General features: G+C 53.4%; 24 protein-coding genes and 1 other RNA gene. 8 read left to right on the top strand and 17 right to left on the bottom strand.

Annotated features, from left to right (window positions below; genetic code table 11):
- Window positions 1-237: 237 nt before the first annotated feature.
- Genes nagA through kbaZ form a run of 6 tightly spaced genes read right to left on the bottom strand, consistent with a single transcriptional unit; the run spans window position 238 to window position 5,265 of the window.
- Window positions 238-1,371, bottom strand: a complete 1,134-nt coding sequence (gene nagA, locus PGR09_RS18620; protein WP_045394921.1) for an N-acetylglucosamine-6-phosphate deacetylase — start codon at window positions 1,369-1,371, stop codon at window positions 238-240.
- Window positions 1,368-1,802 carry a PTS galactosamine/N-acetylgalactosamine transporter subunit IIA gene (agaF, locus tag PGR09_RS18615; protein ID WP_045394920.1) on the bottom strand — a complete coding sequence of 145 codons (435 nt, stop codon included), beginning with the start codon at window positions 1,800-1,802 and terminating at the stop codon, window positions 1,368-1,370. Before agaF ends, nagA begins: the two co-directional genes overlap by 4 nt.
- 16 nt (window positions 1,803-1,818) lie before the next feature.
- Window positions 1,819-2,697, bottom strand: coding sequence for a PTS N-acetylgalactosamine transporter subunit IID (agaE, locus tag PGR09_RS18610; protein WP_045394919.1), 879 nt, complete (start codon window positions 2,695-2,697; stop codon window positions 1,819-1,821).
- The gene (gene agaW, locus PGR09_RS18605) at window positions 2,687-3,466 is read right to left on the bottom strand and encodes a PTS N-acetylgalactosamine transporter subunit IIC (protein ID WP_045394918.1); all 780 of its coding nucleotides are present in this window, start codon (window positions 3,464-3,466) and stop codon (window positions 2,687-2,689) included. Before agaW ends, agaE begins: the two co-directional genes overlap by 11 nt.
- A 10-nt stretch (window positions 3,467-3,476) precedes the next feature.
- Window positions 3,477-3,950 carry a PTS N-acetylgalactosamine transporter subunit IIB gene (gene agaV / locus PGR09_RS18600; protein WP_015369555.1) on the bottom strand — a complete coding sequence of 158 codons (474 nt, stop codon included), beginning with the start codon at window positions 3,948-3,950 and terminating at the stop codon, window positions 3,477-3,479.
- Between the two features lie 19 nt (window positions 3,951-3,969).
- The gene (gene kbaZ / locus PGR09_RS18595) at window positions 3,970-5,265 is read right to left on the bottom strand and encodes a tagatose-bisphosphate aldolase subunit KbaZ (RefSeq protein ID WP_045394917.1); all 1,296 of its coding nucleotides are present in this window, start codon (window positions 5,263-5,265) and stop codon (window positions 3,970-3,972) included.
- A 250-nt stretch (window positions 5,266-5,515) separates the two neighbouring features.
- Here kbaZ and PGR09_RS18590 point away from each other — a divergent pair, with 250 nt between their 5' ends.
- The gene (locus PGR09_RS18590) at window positions 5,516-6,325 is read left to right on the top strand and encodes a DeoR family transcriptional regulator (RefSeq protein ID WP_045394916.1); all 810 of its coding nucleotides are present in this window, start codon (window positions 5,516-5,518) and stop codon (window positions 6,323-6,325) included.
- 60 nt (window positions 6,326-6,385) lie between these two features.
- Here PGR09_RS18590 and garD read toward each other — a convergent pair whose 3' ends face one another.
- Entirely contained in the window at window positions 6,386-7,957 is a 1,572-nt protein-coding gene (gene garD, locus PGR09_RS18585; RefSeq protein WP_430916409.1) for a galactarate dehydratase, read from the bottom strand.
- Between the two features lie 485 nt (window positions 7,958-8,442).
- On the opposite strand from garD, the gene garL reads away from it, so the two are divergent.
- The 5 genes from garL to PGR09_RS18560 all read left to right on the top strand — a co-directional run bounded on the left by garL (window position 8,443) and on the right by PGR09_RS18560 (window position 12,882).
- Window positions 8,443-9,210 carry a 2-dehydro-3-deoxyglucarate aldolase gene (gene garL, locus PGR09_RS18580; protein WP_380378441.1) on the top strand — a complete coding sequence of 256 codons (768 nt, stop codon included), beginning with the start codon at window positions 8,443-8,445 and terminating at the stop codon, window positions 9,208-9,210.
- 27 nt (window positions 9,211-9,237) lie between these two features.
- On the top strand, window positions 9,238-10,128 hold the full coding sequence (gene garR, locus PGR09_RS18575; RefSeq protein WP_047077798.1) for a 2-hydroxy-3-oxopropionate reductase: 891 nt from the start codon (window positions 9,238-9,240) through the stop codon (window positions 10,126-10,128).
- Between the two features lie 210 nt (window positions 10,129-10,338).
- Window positions 10,339-10,719, top strand: an RNA gene (gene rnpB, locus PGR09_RS18570) — RNase P RNA component class A.
- A gap of 742 nt (window positions 10,720-11,461) precedes the next feature.
- Window positions 11,462-12,319 carry a mechanosensitive ion channel domain-containing protein gene (locus tag PGR09_RS18565; protein WP_047044790.1) on the top strand — a complete coding sequence of 286 codons (858 nt, stop codon included), beginning with the start codon at window positions 11,462-11,464 and terminating at the stop codon, window positions 12,317-12,319.
- A 152-nt stretch (window positions 12,320-12,471) separates the two neighbouring features.
- The gene (locus PGR09_RS18560; protein ID WP_045394911.1) at window positions 12,472-12,882 is read left to right on the top strand and encodes a Spy/CpxP family protein refolding chaperone; all 411 of its coding nucleotides are present in this window, start codon (window positions 12,472-12,474) and stop codon (window positions 12,880-12,882) included.
- Between the two features lie 31 nt (window positions 12,883-12,913).
- On the opposite strand, the gene PGR09_RS18555 is transcribed toward PGR09_RS18560, so the two are convergent.
- A complete protein-coding gene (locus PGR09_RS18555) occupies window positions 12,914-13,075 on the bottom strand; it encodes a hypothetical protein (RefSeq protein ID WP_072251530.1) in 162 nt (53 codons plus the stop codon).
- 22 nt (window positions 13,076-13,097) lie between these two features.
- Window positions 13,098-13,799, bottom strand: a complete 702-nt coding sequence (locus PGR09_RS18550; RefSeq protein ID WP_032715877.1) for a pirin family protein — start codon at window positions 13,797-13,799, stop codon at window positions 13,098-13,100.
- A gap of 104 nt (window positions 13,800-13,903) precedes the next feature.
- Between PGR09_RS18550 and PGR09_RS18545 the strand changes: the two genes are divergently transcribed.
- Window positions 13,904-14,800: a LysR family transcriptional regulator gene (locus tag PGR09_RS18545; protein WP_045377888.1), complete on the top strand. Its 897-nt coding sequence runs from the start codon at window positions 13,904-13,906 to the stop codon at window positions 14,798-14,800.
- Window positions 14,801-14,837: 37 nt separating this feature from the next.
- Here PGR09_RS18545 and PGR09_RS18540 read toward each other — a convergent pair whose 3' ends face one another.
- The 3 genes from PGR09_RS18540 to PGR09_RS18530 all read right to left on the bottom strand — a co-directional run bounded on the left by PGR09_RS18540 (window position 14,838) and on the right by PGR09_RS18530 (window position 16,785).
- Window positions 14,838-15,206: a DUF805 domain-containing protein gene (locus PGR09_RS18540; RefSeq protein ID WP_015369567.1), complete on the bottom strand. Its 369-nt coding sequence runs from the start codon at window positions 15,204-15,206 to the stop codon at window positions 14,838-14,840.
- A gap of 125 nt (window positions 15,207-15,331) precedes the next feature.
- The gene (locus PGR09_RS18535; RefSeq protein WP_430916408.1) at window positions 15,332-16,318 is read right to left on the bottom strand and encodes a glutathione S-transferase family protein; all 987 of its coding nucleotides are present in this window, start codon (window positions 16,316-16,318) and stop codon (window positions 15,332-15,334) included.
- A 74-nt stretch (window positions 16,319-16,392) separates the two neighbouring features.
- Window positions 16,393-16,785 carry a DoxX family protein gene (locus PGR09_RS18530; protein ID WP_015703571.1) on the bottom strand — a complete coding sequence of 131 codons (393 nt, stop codon included), beginning with the start codon at window positions 16,783-16,785 and terminating at the stop codon, window positions 16,393-16,395.
- A 324-nt stretch (window positions 16,786-17,109) separates the two neighbouring features.
- On the opposite strand from PGR09_RS18530, the gene PGR09_RS18525 reads away from it, so the two are divergent.
- Window positions 17,110-17,313, top strand: a complete 204-nt coding sequence (locus PGR09_RS18525) for a hypothetical protein (RefSeq protein ID WP_430916407.1) — start codon at window positions 17,110-17,112, stop codon at window positions 17,311-17,313.
- On the opposite strand, the gene PGR09_RS18520 is transcribed toward PGR09_RS18525, so the two are convergent.
- From PGR09_RS18520 to mzrA, 5 genes are all read right to left on the bottom strand, one after another.
- On the bottom strand, window positions 17,314-17,610 hold the full coding sequence (locus PGR09_RS18520) for a YqjK-like family protein (protein WP_430916405.1): 297 nt from the start codon (window positions 17,608-17,610) through the stop codon (window positions 17,314-17,316).
- A complete protein-coding gene (locus tag PGR09_RS18515; protein WP_430916404.1) occupies window positions 17,607-18,005 on the bottom strand; it encodes a phage holin family protein in 399 nt (132 codons plus the stop codon). Before PGR09_RS18515 ends, PGR09_RS18520 begins: the two co-directional genes overlap by 4 nt.
- Window positions 18,006-18,007: 2 nt before the next feature.
- Window positions 18,008-18,313: a DUF883 family protein gene (locus PGR09_RS18510; protein WP_015369573.1), complete on the bottom strand. Its 306-nt coding sequence runs from the start codon at window positions 18,311-18,313 to the stop codon at window positions 18,008-18,010.
- A gap of 25 nt (window positions 18,314-18,338) precedes the next feature.
- Window positions 18,339-18,707 carry a DUF1090 domain-containing protein gene (locus PGR09_RS18505; RefSeq protein WP_047044796.1) on the bottom strand — a complete coding sequence of 123 codons (369 nt, stop codon included), beginning with the start codon at window positions 18,705-18,707 and terminating at the stop codon, window positions 18,339-18,341.
- Window positions 18,708-18,855: 148 nt separating this feature from the next.
- Window positions 18,856-19,233, bottom strand: a complete 378-nt coding sequence (mzrA, locus tag PGR09_RS18500) for an EnvZ/OmpR regulon moderator MzrA (protein WP_162184075.1) — start codon at window positions 19,231-19,233, stop codon at window positions 18,856-18,858.
- Window positions 19,234-19,236: the final 3 nt, after the last annotated feature.

Genomic DNA, 19,236 nt, shown 5'->3' with positions numbered 1-19,236 from the left:
TGCAGTTCTTTCGTTTCGTTTCACTTTGACTTGCTTTTAATGTATTAAAATTTACATGAAAGAAATCGAAAGCTCAATAATATGATTGACAATAAAACGAAAATAGCCGCGTTCTGGGATTATTTTTTACATAACAAATTGAAATAATATGGTTTTTATTTGAACCGATTGCGAATCCAAAAAGAAAGGAAAAGAAAGGTCTGCAGGCAGGCTGCAGACCTGAGGAGAGAAGTGGGCTTAAAGCGAAAACGTTTCACCGCGGATCCAGATATTTTCCAGTCGCAGTTCGTTATCTACTGCAATGATGTCGGCCATTTTTCCCGGTTGTAACGATCCTAATTGTCGATCCAGCCCTAATAGCCGCGCCGGGTGAAGAGAAGCCATATGAATAGCCTGTTCAGCCGTCATACCGGGTAATGAACTGACGGCACGCACGGCGGAATCGAGTGAAAGGGTACTTCCCGCCAGACTTCCATTTAGCGTACGGACGATACCATCACGCATTTCTACTGTTTCGCCACATAGGGTGTAATTGCCGTCAGGCATACCCGCCGCCTGCATCGCGTCGGTTATCAGTATGATGCGATCTCCGGCGCAACGGCAACATAGCTGCATTGCCGCGGGATGTACGTGATGGCCGTCGGCAATGAGTTCAAGCCAGGCGCGGTTATCGGTTAATCCTGCGCCGACCATTCCCGGTTCGCGATGATGCAATCCACTCATACCGTTGTAGCAATGTACCAGGCCATCCGCGCCGGCATCAAAGGCGGCACAGGTTTGTTGCCAGGTTGCCGCGCTATGGCCCAACATGACCCGCACGCCTTGCCGTTTAAGATGACGGATTGCCTGTAGCGCCCCCTCTTTTTCCGGGGCAAGGGCGACGACGCGTAGCGTCTCGCGAGAAACCGCAATCAACCGATCGAATTCGGCAAGATCCAGTTCCCTGAACCACTGTTCCGGATGGGCGCCTTTGTGCGGCGGCGTAAAGTAAGGGCCTTCAAGATAGCTGCCAAGAATTTGCGCCCCTGGACCGCCTGCGTGAACGCGCCGCGCAATACGTTCCAGCGCCGCATGGATTGCCGCTAACGGCGCGGTGACGGTGGTCGGCAACCAGCTGGCGACCCCCTCACGCGCTTTGTGTTTCGCCAGCAGATCTAACGTATCCGGCGCGTCATCCATGACATCTACGCCTGCGCCGCCGTGGACATGAATATCGATATAAGCAGGACACAGCAGCTCGGCATCGCGAGTGAGGACACCCGCGGGAATCGGCTCCAGCGCCACGATAACGTCATTTTCAATCCGTAGCTGATGGTCATCAAGCCATCCTTGCTCTGTGAGTAAGCGCCTGGCGCGCAGTATGCGGCTCATATGCCTTCCTCAACAGCATGATCTTCCCGACAGCGTCCCAGTTCGTCGACCAGACACGTTAACCCGCGGTGACCGCATTCCAGCGCCTGAAGACGAAAGGCTTCGCTGGTTAATCCTTCGCGTTCCAGCACCATCTCCAACAATAGCTGCAGGTTAGTGCCGGTAATCACTTCCCGGCCGCGTTTTTGCATCGCCAGCGTGGAGGCGATGCGAAACGGCGTGCCGCCGAGTAAGTCAGTCAGAAAAACAATGTCTTCTTCACCGTCCAGTTCATTGACCGCCTGTTCCAGCTGTGCGGTTAGCAGGGCGGTGGTGGATGATTCAGGGAAATCTATCGCAATGAATTGCGACTGTTCGCCCAGAATCTGTTTCATTGCCTTTTCCATCCCGCTGGCAAACCCGCCATGGCCGGTCAAAATGATTCCTAACATCGAAAACCTCTTAGCGTTACAGGAAGTGACAGAATTTACCTACGATACCCAGCGCGACCGTGATGCCGATAAGACGGAGAGGGCTCCAGCCGCGGCGTACCAGCCAGTACATCGCCAGGGTATAAACCAGCGGTAAAAAGGCGGGCATCAGCTTATCGATGACATCGGTTTGCAGTTTAACCACGGCGTCGCCGGCAGTGATTTCAAGCGTGGTGCTTAGACGAACATAGGTCGCTACCAGCGCGCCAATCACCGTCATCCCGACGATGGAAGCGGCATGACCGACTTTTTTGGTATTGGCTTTGATGAGCGGGATCGCCGCTACCCCCATCCGGTAAGCGTAATGCGCCAGGCCGAAACGCAGGCCGAGATGGACCACATTAAACAGGACGATAAAAACGACGGCCCCGAGAATCGAACCCTGAAGCGCCAGGCTGGCGCCAATGCCGCCGCAAATCGGCAGTAACGTTAGCCAGAACATGGCATCGCCGATACCGCCGAGCGGCGCGCCAACGGCGATTTTGGTGTTCTGGATGCTGTTAACATCCTGCTTCGAGCGCTCCATCGCCAGGATGATGCCGATGACAAAGGTCACGAGGAAAGGATGAGTGTTAAAAAACCCCATATGTCCTTTCATCGCCCGCGCCAGATCGCGCGGATTGGTGTGGATTTTCTTCAATGCCGGCAGCAGTCCATATAACCAGCCGGAAGCTTGCATACGTTCATAGTTAAATGATGCCTGTAAAAGCATCGAGCGCCAGGCCACCCGGTTAATGTCTTTTCGCGTCAGGTCGGCCCCAATGCTTTGATCTTCATAAACGTTTTCGTTGACGCCTGTGAGTAACGTTGTTTCACTTTCTGCCACATTGGGCAGCGTATGTTGATTAGATGCCATCTTCGAATTCCTCTTTAGGCGCCGCAGATTGAGTCGGTTCGGGGGATTTACGTAGCAGGTCGATAAGCGCCATAGCCAGCGCGGCGGCGGCAATGGCTAGCACGGGGAGCTTGAGCCAGGCCGCAGCAACGAACCCGATGATGAAATAGGGGATGTAGACATTTTTCATCATGATTTTGAGCAGTACGGCAAAACCGATTGCTGGCATGATGCCGCCCGCGACGCCCAAACCATCGATCAAGCGCTCAGGGAGTACATCGATCGCGGTTTTGGCGTGCTCTGCGCCAAAGTAGATGGGCAGAAAGGCACAGAGAAAATAAAAAGCGCCTAACGCCAGCAACGCCAGGTAATTCACGCGCTCAATGCCGCGGGTATCGGCATTTGCCGCCATGCGATCGCAGCGCGACATAACACCGGACATTACCGAGAAAAGGAATGTTATCCCCATCTGAACCGCGACGGCGAAGGGAACCGCAACGCCGACGGCGACATCGGGTTTAACGCCGGTGGTAATGGCAAAGGTGGTACCGACGATGGTCCCAATAATCACGTTTGGAGGTTGCGCGCCGGCCAGCGGCGCCAGCCCCATCCACACCAGCTCCAGCGTGCCGCCGGTTAATATACCGGTATGAAGATCGCCGAGGATCAGACCCACCAGAGGGCCAAGCACCACCGGACGATGCATATGGGTTAATCCGTTGAACATATCCAGGCCGGCGATAAAGGCAAGGATACCCAATGCAATGGCTTGAAAAAGCGAAATTTCCATGGCGAGCCCCTTAGAGCAGTTTATAAAGATCCATTGCCGGTTCTGTCGGAACTCCTTGAATGAAGCACTCAACGCCGGCGGATTTCAGACCGTTAAAGGCAGCAATATCATTGCCGTCGACAGAGACGGTTTTGGCAATTTGTCGTTTCCCGTCGGCGTAGTGCATATTGCCGACGTTGATGCGCGATACCGGCACCCCGCCGGAAACCAGTGTCAGAAAATCGGCGGGCGATTTACATACCAGCAATATTTTTTGCCGATCGGCGGCGCGATGAATGTTGTCGATGACTTTCTGCAGCGACCAGAAGCGCACGGCAATTCCCTCTGCCAATACCATTTCCATTAAATTCTGTTGCACAGGGTCTTCAGCGACCTCGTCATTGGCAACCAGAACCAGATTCGCGCCTGCAAACCCGACCCACTGCACGCCAACCTGGCCGTGGATTAAGCGTTCATCAATACGACTTAAAACAATATTTGGCATCGCCGTTTCCTCTTCGTTGTTATCCGTTATGAGATGTCATGCCCTGACAGGCGTCATGGTATTGCTGCAATATGTCCTGGACGTGGCTAATGATGAGTTCATGCGGCGTAGCGCTGAGCGCCCCCTCGCGAACTTTTACATACTGTAAAGGCAGATACTGGCTAATGAGCGGAAGCGGAATGGCCTCATCGGCCAGATTGCGCACCAGATGCGCTAAAGCGGTGTCTATCTGGCTGTCCGGCCAGTAGTAGCGAACGCGATCGGAATAGCTGTAGCCGCGTGCTAACCGCTGCGCGTGGCCATCGCCGTGGTAGTGGCTTTGCCAGTATTCCGGGCGATCGAGCATGACGTTTTCCAGTACCTGGCGTAGCCCTGAACAGGCTTTTGCAGGCACGATTTCTTCTTCAATCGCTGCTAAAGCGAACAGCGCTTCACGTAACGCGAAAGTCAACGCCGGGCCGACTTTCAAAATCGCAAAATGATCGACCACCAGTTGGCGTAGCGCATGCGGCGTCTGATAATCCGTGGAATGCGCCTCGAAGAGCAGCGTGGCGTAATCCTCTACCATTGCGCTAAGAGGTTTTGAGTTTTTTGATTTATAATCAATAACTTGTGTGTGATCAAATTCAACGCCAGGCTGTACTACGAGTGCAATAATTCGCGGCCAGAGATCTTCAAGCCCTTGTCTGGCAAAGGCTCTTTTGTGTGCGTCGAGAGTCGCTCGTGCGGCATTGGGGGTCGTGACCTGCAATGTGTTTAACGTTTCATGCGCGCCGCCCGGAACCGGAACCTCAGTGCCTATCACGTAGACAAGATCGGAGTCGCCTCCCCGGGCAATGCAGCTTTCTTCCGCGATTTTCGCCAACCTTGCGGCGCGTTCAGCAACGATGTCATCGGTTAAGGGAATAGGATCGTCTTTACAGGACATGCTGCAATCGAGGTGGATTTTTTTAAATCCGGCGGTGACATAGCTTTTGATCAGGTCGTCGGCATGGGCCATGGCTTGTGCTGCCGGTAGATGTTGCCAGCGGTTTGGCCCCAGGTGATCGCCGCCGAGGATGAGATCGTCGCGGGGGAAACCCAGTGAATCGGCAAGATGATAGATAAAGCCGCAGAAATCGGCGGGGGTCATACCGGTATAACCGCCAAACTGATCAACCTGATTGGAAGTCGCTTCAACGAGCAGCGGCGTGTGGTTTGCCTGAGCAAACCGAATGGCGGATTGCAGCACCAGCGGATGCGCGGAGCACACCGCGTAGATCCCGTTAGCCTCACCCTGTTTGTGTCGCACCACCAATTGTGTAAGATGTTTCACTTTCCTCTCCGGGTCAGATGTTGACGATTTTAATCTTTCGTTTTGTTTCGCTTTATAGTGCTTCAGCGTGCTTTAAAAATAAAACGAAAGATAATAGTTTTCCGATCTGTTTCACAAAAGAAACATAATGAAAGATTTCAACGCGGGGAGAACCTCTGTTTCCTGACCCGATAGCGCTTGCATTCTGCTAAAAGAAAGGCGTTAATAGTCAAAACGAAATGAAACGAAAGATTCAACCAAGGATATAGTTATGAACAGCAGCGAGTCATCTGCCGAAAAGCGCATTTCCGGGACAAGTGAAAGGCGTGAGCAGATCATCCAGCGGTTGCGACAGCAGGGAAGCGTTCAGGTTAATGACCTGGCGGAGGCGTATGGTGTATCGACGGTCACAATACGCAACGATCTGGCGTTTCTGGAAAAGCAGGGTATTGCGGTGCGAGCTTATGGCGGCGCGCTGATTTGCGATAGCCATACACCTGGCATCGAACCGTCAGTGGAAGACAAAAGCGCGCTGAATACAGCCATCAAACGCCAAATCGCCAGCGCCGCCGTTGAAATGATAAAACCGGGGCACCGTATTATTCTCGACTCGGGCACGACTACCTGTGAAATCGCTCGTCAGCTAAGACAACATCAGGATGTCATCGCGATGACCAATGGAATAAATGTCGCCAACGCGTTGTTAGAAGCAGAAGGGGTGGAGTTACTGATGACGGGAGGGCATCTACGCCGTCAGTCGCAGTCTTTTTATGGCGATCAGGCTGAGCAATCCCTGCAGAATTACCACTTTGATATGCTTTTTCTGGGGGTGGATGCGATGGATCTGGAGCGCGGGATCAGCACCCATAATGAGGACGAAGCCCGCCTGAACCGTAAAATGTGCGAGGTCGCAGAGCGCATTATCGTTGTGACAGATTCCAGTAAATTCAATCGCTCCAGTTTGCATAAGATTATCGATACGCAGCGTATTGATACCATTATTGTCGATGATGCGATCCCGCAAGAGAGTCTCGAGGGGCTACGTAAGGGTGGGATTGAAGTTATCCTGGTCAAATCATAACTCTCTTCCCAGCCGGGATATTCTGTATAACCCGGCTGGTGATACGCGCTCTGTTCGGGATCACGTCACCGGCGCCGGGTTAAATACCGCCAGCTGGTTATGCAGACCCCATTGATCGGAGAAGGTTTTCTTACGCCCGCTGGCGACGTCAAGAATGAACTCAAACAGCTTCTGCCCGACTTCCTCAATTGTCTCTTCGCCGGTCGCGATGGTACCGGCATTGATATCCATTAAGTCGTACCAGCGGTTGGCAAGCTCGGTACGGGTCGCCATTTTAATCACCGGCACCGCCATCAGGCCGTAAGGGGTGCCGCGCCCGGTGGTGAACACCTGAACGGTAATGCCGGAAGCCACCTGTTGAGTGCCGCAGACAAAATCGCTGGCCGGCGTCGCGGCATAGATAAGCCCGCGTTTCGTCGGGCGCTGACCCGGTGAAAGGACTTCGACGATGGCGCTTTTGCCAGATTTGGCAATCGAACCCAGCGCTTTTTCCACCACGTTCGCCAGACCGCCTTTCTTATTACCCGGCGACGGATTGGCGCTGCGGTCGGTTTTTCCCAGCTCCAGATAGTTATCGTACCAGGCCATCTCTTCCAGCAGTCGTTTGCCAACTTCTTCGTTGATAGCGCGCGGGGTTAACAGATGGATAGCATCACGCACTTCGGTGACTTCCGAGAACATCACCGTCGCGCCGCAGCGCACCAGCAGGTCGGACGCATAACCCACCGCCGGGTTGGCGGTCACGCCGGAGAAGGCGTCACTGCCGCCGCACTGCATACCGACCACTAATTCCGAAGCCGGGCAGGTCTCACGTTGGCGGGCGTTCAGCTTCGTCAGGTGGCGCTCGGCAACCTGCAGGATATCATCGACCATCGATTTAAAACCGACATGCTGTTCATCCTGCAAACGCACTACGCTTGCGCTATCGACGGCGATCGGCTGCACGTCTTCGGTGCCCTGCAGCAGACGTTCCGGCTGCAGCTTTTCACAGCCAAGGCCAATCACCATTACCTCGCCGCCAAAGTTAGGGTTCAGCGCGATATTGTGGATGGTGCGAATCGGCACGATGGCCGCCGGGGCGTTAATCGCCACGCCGCAGCCGTAGAGGTGGTTTAATCCCACTACGCCGTCGACGTTGGGATATTTTGGCAGCAGGTCGCGTTCAATGATCTTGACCACATAATCCACCACGCCGGCGACGCAGTGCACGCTGGTGCTGATCCCCAGCAAATTTTTGGTGCCCACGCTGCCATCGGCATTGCGATAGCCTTCAAAGGTGTATCCTTCCAGCGGCGGCAGCGGCGCGGGGACTTTAGTCGCCAGCGGTAAGGTATTGAGAGGCGGCGCGGTTGGCAGTTCGACCAGCGACTCATCAATCCAGCTTCCCTTTGGTATATCGCGAACGGCGAAGCCAATCACTTCGCCGTAGCGGATGATTTCACCATGGGCAGGGATATCGACAAGGGCGACTTTATGGCCTTGCGGGATATGTTCAACGAGGGTCAGGCCATCCGGAAAACGCGTTCCGGCGGTTAAACCGCGATCGTTAACAATAATCGCCACATTATCGGTAGGGTGTACTTTTATATAAAAAGCCGTCGGTGACTGTTGTCGAATTTCAATGTCAGCCATTGTCCAGTGATCTCCAAACCGGTGCTAATAATAAAATAATTCGTTAATTAAATTACTGCTTAACAAAATGATGAAATAAAGAATGTCAGGAGTTATAGCGTTAGGTTGTGATCTACGTCACTCCTTGCCGCGACGACCGTTGCACATAGATGGGTAATCCTGAGAAGTGTGGATTAGCGCCCACGTTCTCTGGCATTTGCATAACGAAAATGATTATTGAGGCGTTTATATTGTGATTGTGCATAGTGTCTGGCAACGGTGGGATGATTATACTGAGCCATGTTTTGCGGTGTTCGATATGCGAATAAATAGCTCGCTTAAAAAATAATAAAGGACATTCGGTGTCAGAAAAATATCTAAATGATCCTGGATAAGAGAAAATAGGTAGCGGTTCGCTTTTTAATTCTGCTGTTTATATTTGTGATTGACGATATTAAACGGATTGAATGACAGCAGTAAGCAACGATTAACCCAAGGTAAAAATCATGGATAACGCAATTTTCCCGAACAAATTCAAAGCCGCGTTGGCGGCCCACCAGGTACAAATCGGCTGCTGGTGCGCCCTGGCGAATCCGATTAGCACCGAGGTATTAGGGCTTGCTGGTTTCGATTGGCTGGTGCTCGACGCGGAGCATGCGCCCAATGATGTGACCACGCTTATCCCGCAATTAATGGCGCTGAAGGGCAGCCACAGCGCGCCGGTCGTGCGCGTGCCGACCAACGAACCGATTATCATCAAGCGTATGCTGGACATCGGTTTCTACAACTTCCTGGTGCCGTTTGTCGAAACCGCTGAACAGGCGGCTCAGGCGGTGGCATCAACCCGCTATCCGCCGCAAGGGATCCGCGGTGTTTCGGTTTCACATCGCGGCAATATGTTCGGCACCGTAGCGGACTACTTCACTCAGTCTAATAACAACATCGCCATTCTGGTGCAGATTGAGAGTCAAACCGGAGTGGACAACGTCGACGCGATCGCTGCGACCGATGGCGTTGATGGCCTGTTCGTCGGTCCGAGCGATCTTGCCGCGGCGTTGGGCCATCTGGGCAATGCCGCCCATCCTGAGGTTCAGCGTGCTATCCAGCATATTTTCTCCAGCGCCAGGAAACAAGGTAAGCCGAGCGGCATTCTTGCACCGGTAGAAGCCGATGCGCGTCGCTATCTGGAGTGGGGCGCGACCTTCGTCGCCGTCGGTAGCGATTTAGGCGTCTTCCGTTCAGCAACCCAGAAACTTGCTGATTCTTTTAAATAATAATCACCAGGATTAAGAGAGAAGATTATGACTATCAAAGTGGGTTTTATTGGTCTTGGCATCATGGGCAAGCCGATGAGCAAAAATTTGCTGAAGGCGGGTTATTCGCTGGTGGTATCCGACCGTAACCCTGAAGCCATTGCTGATGTGATTGCCGCGGGCGCAGAAACCGCGAGCACAGCGAAATCCATTGCTGAGCAGTGCGATGTAATTATCACCATGCTGCCAAACTCTCCGCACGTGAAAGACGTTGCGTTGGGGGAAAACGGCATTATCGAAGGTGCGAAACCGGGCACCGTGGTAATCGATATGAGCTCTATCGCGCCGCTGGCGAGCCGTGAAATTAGCGAAGCGTTGAAGGCCAAAGGCATCGATATGCTGGATGCGCCGGTAAGCGGCGGCGAACCTAAAGCGATCGATGGTACCCTGTCGGTGATGGTTGGCGGTGACAAGGCGATTTTCGATAAATACTACGACCTGATGAAAGCGATGGCGGGATCCGTGGTTCATACCGGCGATATTGGCGCAGGTAACGTCACCAAATTGGCCAACCAGGTGATTGTGGCGCTGAACATCGCGGCCATGTCGGAAGCGTTAACTCTGGCCACCAAAGCCGGCGTTAACCCGGACCTGGTGTATCAGGCGATTCGCGGCGGCCTGGCGGGCAGCACCGTGCTTGATGCTAAAGCGCCGATGGTGATGGATCGCAACTTCAAGCCGGGTTTCCGCATCGATCTGCATATCAAAGATCTGGCCAATGCGCTGGATACATCTCACGGCGTCGGCGCCCAGCTACCGCTGACGGCGGCGGTAATGGAGATGATGCAGGCGCTGCGCGCGGATGGTCTGGGTACCGCGGACCATAGCGCTCTGGCGTGTTACTACGAAAAACTGGCGAAAGTGGAAGTGACTCGCTAACAAGATGGGCGTGTGCCTGCGCCCTGTTATGTTTACTTTTCGCAGCGCCGTCAGGCTACATCACCATGAACATTTTTTCGTCCCTGGCTCTGATAAACAAAGCCTTTCTGCCGGCGAGGGGAGGGTGAAAGCCATGATTGCCGCGACGCTTGCGAGCGGAATGCGCTGTGCGGGGTGACAAAGGCGCGCGAACCCTCTATACTTCGCGCCGAAGCTGACCAGACAGTCGCCGCTTCGTCGTCGTCCTCTTAGGGGGAGACGGGCGGAGGGGAGGAAAGTCCGGGCTCCATAGGGCAAGGTGCCAGGTAACGCCTGGGGGGTGTCACAGCCCACGACCAGTGCAACAGAGAGCAAACCGCCGATGGCCCGCGCAAGCGGGATCAGGTAAGGGTGAAAGGGTGCGGTAAGAGCGCACCGCGCGGCTGGTAACAGTCCGCGGCACGGTAAACTCCACCCGGAGCAAGGCCAAATAGGGGTTCATAAGGTACGGCCCGTACTGAACCCGGGTAGGCTGCTTGAGCCAGTGAGCGATTGCTGGCCTAGATGAATGACTGTCCACGACAGAACCCGGCTTATCGGTCAGTTTCACCTCTTTAATGTAAAAACCCCGCTCCGGCGGGGTTTTTGCTATCCGGAGGTTGGAACAAAGATGAATGACTGTCCACGACGCTATACCAGAAAGAAAGCGGCTTATCGGTCAGTTTCACCTCTTTACGTAAAAACCCCGCTCCGGCGGGGTTTTTACTATCCGGAGGGTGGAACAAAGATGAATGACTGTCCACGACGCTATACCAGAAAGAAAGCGGCTTATCGGTCAGTTTCACTTCTTTAATGTAAAAACCCCGCTCCGGCGGGGTTTTTGCTATCCGGAGGGTGGAACAAAGATGAATGACTGTCCACGACGCTATACCAGAAAGAAAGCGGCTTATCGGTCAGTTTCACCTCTTTAACGTAAAAACCCCGCTCCGGCGGGGTTTTTGCTATCCGGAAGATGGAACAAAGATGAATGACTGTCCACGACGCTATACCAGAAAGAAAGCGGCTTATCGGTCAGTTTCACCTCTTCAATGTAAAAACCCCGCTTCGGCGGGGTTTTTACTATCTGGAACTCAATCCCATTTCGTTTTTTTGATTTCAGCCCATTACAAACCTGTATTGCCGGATATCCATTTTTAAACAGCTTTCTGGCTGCATTGCAGGCCGCGCGCATTGATACTGTCACGCTTCGAAATTGTATCTTCTATCCATTAATCTCAATCCCTCATTTGCAGCGGTCTTCATTCAGCTTAATGGATAGCAGGTTTTACGTGTTATCCTGACAGGAGCGGTTGTCGTGAAAAATGTAGTTTTATTCCCCCAAATTAAAGCGGCGCTCGCCTGGCTTGTCGGCCATGGCGATACAATTATGCAGTTTGCGTGGAATATCGCGGCAGCGCTGATCATTTTGTTTGTTGGTAAGCTGATTTCGAAACTACTCGGCAAAACTCTCGAGAAAATTCTGCTGCGACGCAACGTAGATGCGACAATCGTCCACTTCTTCGCCGCGTTGGTGCGCTATATCACCATGGCTTTTGCGATTATCGCCGCGTTAGGCCGGGTAGGGATTGAAACCTCATCCATTATCGCCGTCCTTGGCGCGGCAGGTCTGGCCATTGGCCTGGCGCTGCAGGGCTCGCTGTCAAATTTTGCCGCAGGCGTATTGCTGGTGACGTTACGTCCCTTCCGTGCGGGTAACTTTGTGCAGGTGGGGGCGGTAGCCGGGCTGGTACAATCGGTACATGTTTTTTCTACGACGTTGCTGACTGTAGATAATAAAGAAGTCATTATCCCGAACGGTAAAATTATAGCCGATAGCATCGTTAACTATTCCCGCCATCCCTATCGCCGCATCGATCTCACGCTTGGGGTAGCATGTCATAGCCAGATATCGCACGTTAAACAGGTGATCCAGACGCTCATCGATGATGAAAAGCGCATCGATCACTCTCGCGGTACCACGGTTCGCCTGATCGAGTTGGCTCCCGGCTCGCTTAATTTTACCATTCGCGTATGGGTGAAAAATGCGGAGTATTGGGATACCTATTTTGATTTTCTGGAAAATATCAAAAATGCGCTCGATGAAAATAACATTATGCTGGCCGCGCCGCGCATGGATATTAATTTAACATCACCGGATTTAGTGCGGATTTAATAGATATAATGAATTTTATGTTTTATGCGATTGGTTTGGTGAATATATTGCCTGGATATTTACACTGGTGAACATGCTTTTTTACACATCGTCATTATTGTTCAGGGAATAATAGGGCGTCTTATCACTACGTACTTATTCAGGATAACAAAATGAACAAACTTTCTCGGATGGTATTAATGACGGCTGCAGCCGCAGGATTCTCCATGGCGGCACAGGCCGCTGAGGTTGCCGCCGCGCCGGCGCCGGCTCAGGATCCTATCGTTCAGCATTTAAAATTGAGCCAGGATCAGGTCGCTAAAATTAAGAGCCTGCATCAGGAAATGGAAAAGAACGTCCAACAGGTTTCGCAGAAAGATATTAAAGATGGCGTGTTATTTGACGTGATCGATTCCGGGAAATGGAATGAAAAAGCGGTGAAAGATCAGCTTGCGGCTTTCAGCAAGGTTGAGCAGCAGGTGCGCTATTATCGTGTGAAGTACTATTTCGGTGTTAATCAGGTACTGACGCCGGAACAGCGTACTCAGGTGAAAAAAGATCTCTCTCAGGCGCTGAGCGAGTAATAAAGTCGGCCCCGTTATGGGGCCGATTTCTTCAGGCGGCGTTATCTTCGTCCTGCAACCGCGTTTGCGCATCTTCCACGATGGCTTCCAGTTCACTCAGCATCTCTTCATAGCCAAAGCCGATTGGGCTCATGGCTTCCGGAGTAACTGGCAGGTCTAACGGTTTCGCTTTTTTGCTCTTCTTCTTGCTCACTCACAAACTCCCGGCTTCCTTGTTACACCGGTAAATCTATCAGCAAAGCGCGCAGCGGCGTATCGGCGACGAGGGTAATGTTAGCTTCGTCACGAATAAAAGCGCCATCACCGCAGGTTAATGCCTGTTTCTCTTCCTTTTTTGCCACGGCATGTACCGTACCGTGAATCGACTGCAGATAGGCGCGCGGCCCGTGCAGTTGAACGTTGATCTCTTCGCCCTTTGCCAGCTGCAGATGATGGATCCACACCTGCTGGCGCAGCTGTAAGCTGTCGCCGCTGCCGTCCGGAGAGGCTAATAGCTGAATCGGCGAATCGCCAACCGTCATTTTCTGTACCAGCGGGTTTTCGCGCTCAGGGCAGGCATCCAGCCACAGCTGCATGCGCGTCAATGACTGCTCTTTACTGAGATTATGCTCGCTGTAGCTGACCCCCGGTTGAGTGGAGAGCAGCAGAGCTTCGCCAGCCTTTGCCTGTACGTGGTTGCCGTCGCTATCGCGGTATTCCGCTTCACCTTCCAGAATCAGATTCAGGATATCGACCTTTGGGTAGGTACGCGGCTGAAATGACGCGCCTGGCGCCAGCACTTCTTGATTGAGTACGCGCAGCGAGGCGTAACCCAGCAATTTAGGGTCGAAGTAGTGGCCAAAGGAAAAGGTGTAGCGGGCCTGCAGCCAGCCGAAGTCTGCTTGACCGCATTGTTTGGCTGTTCGGGTTGTAATCATTTTCTTGACCTCTCTTTACACTAAATCAATGGTAAAGGTATGGACGCTGTATTGTTAGCCAGATATTCTGCCCGGTATGTTCAAAATTCCTGAATGAGAGCGAAATGGCGAAAGAGAGAGCATTAACGCTGGAAGCGTTACGCGTAATGGATGCGATAGACCGACGCGGGAGCTTTGCCGCTGCGGCTGACGAGCTGGGTCGCGTGCCTTCGGCCCTAAGCTACACCATGCAAAAACTGGAAGAAGAACTGGATGTGGTGCTGTTTGACCGTTCCGGCCATCGCACAAAATTTACGAACGTTGGCCGCATGCTGCTGGAACGCGGGCGCGTGCTGCTGGAAGCGGCGGACAAGCTGACCACCGACGCCGAAGCGCTGTCGCGCGGCTGGGAAACTCACCTGACCATTGTTACCGAAGCCTTGGTTCCGACCACCGATCTGTTTCCGCTGATTGAGAAGCTGGCGACCAAATCTAATACCCAGCTGTCGATTATTACCGAAGTGCTGGCCGGCGCCTGGGAAAGGCTGGAGCAGGGGCGTGCTGATATTGTCGTCGCGCCGGATATGCATTTTCGTTCATCGTCAGAAATTAACTCGCGTAAGCTCTATTCGGTGTTAAGCGTTTACGTTGCCGCGCCGGATCACCCGATTCATCAGGAGCCAGAACCGCTTTCCGAGGTGACTCGAGTGAAATATCGCGGCGTCGCGGTGGCGGATACCGCGCGAGAGCGTCCGGTACTGACGGTGCAACTGCTGGATAAGCAGCCGCGCCTAACCGTCAGCACTATTGAAGATAAACGCCAGGCGCTGCTGGCGGGACTTGGCGTGGCGACCATGCCGTATCCGTTGGTTGAGAAAGATATTGCTGAAGGGCGCCTGCGGGTTGTGAGTCCTGAATACACCAACGAAATTGATATTATTATGGCCTGGCGCCGCGACAGCATGGGCGAAGCCAAATCCTGGTGTCTTCGGGAGATCCCGAAACTGTTTGCCGGCAGATAACGGGAAGATGCGCTCCTCGGCCCGAGGAGCGCGTAAATCAGTAGGAGTAGGGTTTTGGATTTGGCCCAAAGCGATTATTGCCGGGCGTGCCGTTCTGGCAATTGAAAATCAAAATCACCAGCCAGCCGATGACCGGGATCAGCAGCAGCAGTAGCCACCACGCCGAGCGATCGGTGTCATGCAGGCGACGAAACTGCACCGCCCACCAGGGTAAAAAAACCAGCACGCCGTAAATGGTCGTCAGGATGCCTTCACCCCCTGCACGTTGCCAGCCGAGCATCTTATCGATGATGCTGAGCACTGCGGTGAGAATGATGTTGACCAGAATAAACATCCAGTACTCTTTGCGCCGGGCGCGACCGCCAAAGCCAATATAGTTTCGTAATACTTTTAGATACCAGTCCATTTTCTCACGCCTTAGTTAATCATTAATCACTTGTTTTCAAAGCGATCAAAATAATCATAGGCATGAATATCAAACTGGTAAATATCCGTAATCTGAATAAAAGGCGCCCGTAGGCGCCTTATCGATCAGCGGGAAAAGCGATCCCGCCCGTGCGGCTCGTTGAGATCCTGCTGCGGACCAACGGAGATGATCCCCGTCGGGTTGATGGTTTTGTGGCTGCGATAATAGTGATTGCGGATATGCGGGAAATTCACCGTTTCCGCAATCCCCGGCATCTGGTAGATATCGCGCAGGAAACCGTACAGGTTGAGATAGTCGCTGATGCGGCGCTTATCGCATTTAAAGTGGGTGACATACACCGGGTCAAAACGAACCAGCGTTGTCCACAGGCGGATATCCGCTTCCGTTAACTGGTTTCCGGTCAGATAGCGGTGCTGACCGAGGATCTGCTCAAGGCGTTCGAGCGAGGTAAACAGCGCGTCGACGGCTTCATCATAGGCCTGCTGGCTGGTGGCGAAACCGGCTTTATACACCCCGTTGTTAACGTTGTCGTAGATCCAGCTATTCAGATCGTCGATTTTGTCCCGCAACGCCGGCGGATAATAGTCGCCTGCGCGCGCGCCCAGACCATCAAACGCGGTATTGAACATGCGGATGATTTCAGCCGACTCATTGCTGACGATGGTCTGTTGTTTTTTATCCCACAGCACCGGAACGGTCACCCGGCCGGTGTAATGCGGATCGGCCTGCAGATAAAGTTGATAGAGGAACTGATGATGATAGAGCTGGTCGCCGGTCGCATCCGGGAAATCGTCGGCGAAGGTCCAGCCGTTTTCCAGCATCAGCGGATGAACAACCGAGACGGATATAAAGGGCTCTAATCCTTTCAGCTTGCGCAAAATCAGGGTGCGATGCGCCCACGGGCAGGCCAGTGAAACGTACAGATGATAGCGGTCTTTCTCTGCGGCGAAGCCGCCTTCGCCCGCGGGACCCGGCGCGCCATCGGCGGTGAGCCAGTTGCGGAAGGCTGAAACGGAACGCTTGAACCGTCCTCCGGTGGATTTGGTGTCATACCAGGTATCTTGCCAGACGCCGTCGACTAATTGTCCCATTACTTCCTCCTTCAGATAGCAAAAGCGAGGAGATAGCCCCTCGCTTTTTTAGATTTTTACTCAGTATAGTGCGCTTACCACTTTTTATTCAGCACGCGGTCGATGCTGAATGCGCCCGGACCCGTCACGGCCAGCAGCAGATAACCACCAGCGATGGTCAGGTTTTTCATGAACATCAGCGAGTTCACGCCTTCAGCAAAGTTGCTGTGGAACAGGAACGCGGTCAGCAGGGTGAAGCCTGCGGTGAACAGCGCGGTAGTGCGAGTCAGGAAACCGAACAGAATCGCCAGACCGCCGCCAAACTCAAGCAGAATAGTCAGCGGCAGGAGCGCTCCCGGAACACCCATCGCTTCCATATACTGCTGCGTACCTGCATACCCGGTGATTTTTCCCCAACCAGCGGTAATGAACAGAATCGGCATCAGAATACGCGCTACCAGAACACCAACATCTTCTAATTTTTTCATTTCTTACTCCAGAAAACCCAAAGGGCGGCGATTTCGTTTTTTAGTGCAATCCTGCGTGGTTACGCGGGCTTGCTGTCGATGGAGAGGATATTAGCGAGCTTGAGAGGGGATTGTTAGCAAGGAAAACTGTAGTTCTTTTTCAAACTTTCTGAGCAATTGGTGCGATCGGCGAAAATATTTTCCGAGGCGCCTCGCAGCGTGCGTGGCTATTGATTGTTTTATCACCAGAGGCATCTTATCCTTGCCCGTTCCGGCCATTTGACCAGCCCTGGCAGATTTTTTCGTCAACTGGCGCAGGGAATGCCTGAACATAAGGAGCAACTGATGACATTAGCAGAATGGTTTGAAGAGCGGGGGCGCACAAAGGGAAGAAAACAGGGGCGTGAAGAAGGTAGAGAAGAAGGCGAACGTCAGGCGACGCGTAAAATAGCCCTCGCGATGCTTCATAACGGCGTTGATAGCGCGCTGGTCAGTAAAAGCACCGGTAAGCGAGCAAGAGCTCAGCGCGCTGGCGCACTGAGCGCGTAATTAACGCGATGCTGACTGGCGCAGGATCCCTTTGACCATCCGCCAGGTGCTCCAGATGCCGAGGCCGCGTTTGCCCCAGCGGATTAAAAAGCGCGGATGGCGCACCGACCAGATAGCCATTACCCCGCTGCCGACCATCGCCCATGAACGCAGATGTTTCAGCGTTTGCCAGCCGCGATCGATAGGTGAGGTGGCTTCCAGCCAGTGACGATGGCTGGCGGCCAAATCCAGCCGCTGTTGCTGGATTTGGCGCAGCAGCAGCGCTTTTCGCTGGTCGCGTTCCTGTTGGCTGCTCATCGACAATCGTCCTCAAGCAGCGCGCGATCGTTCGCCAGCTCGTCGCGGGTATGGCGTAAAAACGTTGAACGGCGAGCTTTCCTGAGGGTCCAGATTCCCCCTATCAGCGAGGCGAGCAGCAGGACGCTGGTGGTCGCGATCATCACATGCAGGCGGTACTGTGGATCGACGGCCCAGATGATCAGCACCAGCAGGCTCATCAGCCCAAAAGCGGCGAATAACAGCGTTAGCCCGAGCATCAGCAACAGCTGGAAGAGGTTCGCTTTCTCCTCTTCCAGCTCCACGACGACCAGGCGCAAACGCGTCTCCACCATTTCGACCAGCAGCGTGATAATCCGCTGGCCGATGCCGAATACGCTCTGTCCCGGGCCCTGCGTGTGTTGAGAGTTTGCCATAATTAACGGCGCGACAGCAGTACGCCGACAACCAGCCCGACGGCTGCGCCAATGCCCACTCCGGTCCATGGATTTTCGCGGACGTACTCATCGGCGCGAGCGGCGGTTTCACGCGTCTGCTTGACGATGGCATCGCTGGTGTCGCTGAGACGCACACGGCTGTCTTTCAGTACGCTTTCCGCTTTGCTACGCAGTTTGCCGAGCTCTTCTTTCGATTTGTCGGTGGAGGAGTTCAGAACTTCTTCCAGCGTGTCAGCCAGATTTTTCAGCTCAGCGCGTAGATCTTCTGCAACGTTATCTTTAGCCATCTTGTTCTCCTGTAGCGTTTACCAATTAATAATCGCGTGACTCAAGCGCTTTCAGTTCCTGCTGCGCTTCATCCAGTTTACGTTCCCGTTTGCTAATTTTGTCCGCATCGCCTTTCTGCTTCGCCTCGCTCAGATCGCGCTGACGTTCGGCAACTTCGGCCTTCTGTTTGGCGATTTTCTGCTGATGTTCAGCCCTGACCTTGCTGTCGCTGCAGTTAGCGCGAACTTCCTGCAGCGCTTTGTTCAGGCCGTCAATGCGATGCTGATTATGGTGTTTTTCGGCATAGCTGATCTCCCGTTGGATACTTTGTTCTTTTTCCTGACAAGGAGAGGCTGCGAAGGCGCTGGCGCTAAGTGAGGTCAGAGCCAGTAATAGTGCGATGCGGTAATTCATGGATTCTACCTTCCATTGTGTGAGGGTATATCGACGATACACCCAATCCAGTCAACAATACGAGCCAGGCGGTTCCCGCAGTTTTAATAATAGACACGAAAGCGGGACTTCACCAAACCGTGCGAAAAGATTCGGAATTTTTGACGCGTTATCCAAAACGGCGCGGAGCATCGCGCAGGCGGGATAACCAGGCGGTGGCCGAATTTTCTTCATCCACCAGAGCAATAATATAACCGTGAGGCAGAGCTCGGCCCAATACTTCTTTTGCCGCGGCGCCCTGAGCGTTGGAGTCGAATTTGATCAGCAGGCCGTCTTTTTGCGGCGTGATGCTCTTAAAACGGATGCCGTTGGCGTCAAGATGATGCCAGACGGAAAAACCGTCCGGCATGGCGACGCCCTGGCTGACGGGACGGATGGCCAGAGTGGATTCATGCTGACTGACGGTCAGCCACAGCCAGACGACGGCGCAGAGCAGCAGTGAGCCGCCCAGCATCCACCGCATCTGGCGCCAGGAAGGACGTTTGATGAC

This window comes from Klebsiella sp. 141251 (assembly GCF_050600725.1).
In the GTDB taxonomy this organism is placed as follows: Bacteria; Pseudomonadota; Gammaproteobacteria; order Enterobacterales; family Enterobacteriaceae; genus Klebsiella; species Klebsiella aerogenes.
This window is presented reverse-complemented; position numbering and strand designations above follow the sequence as displayed.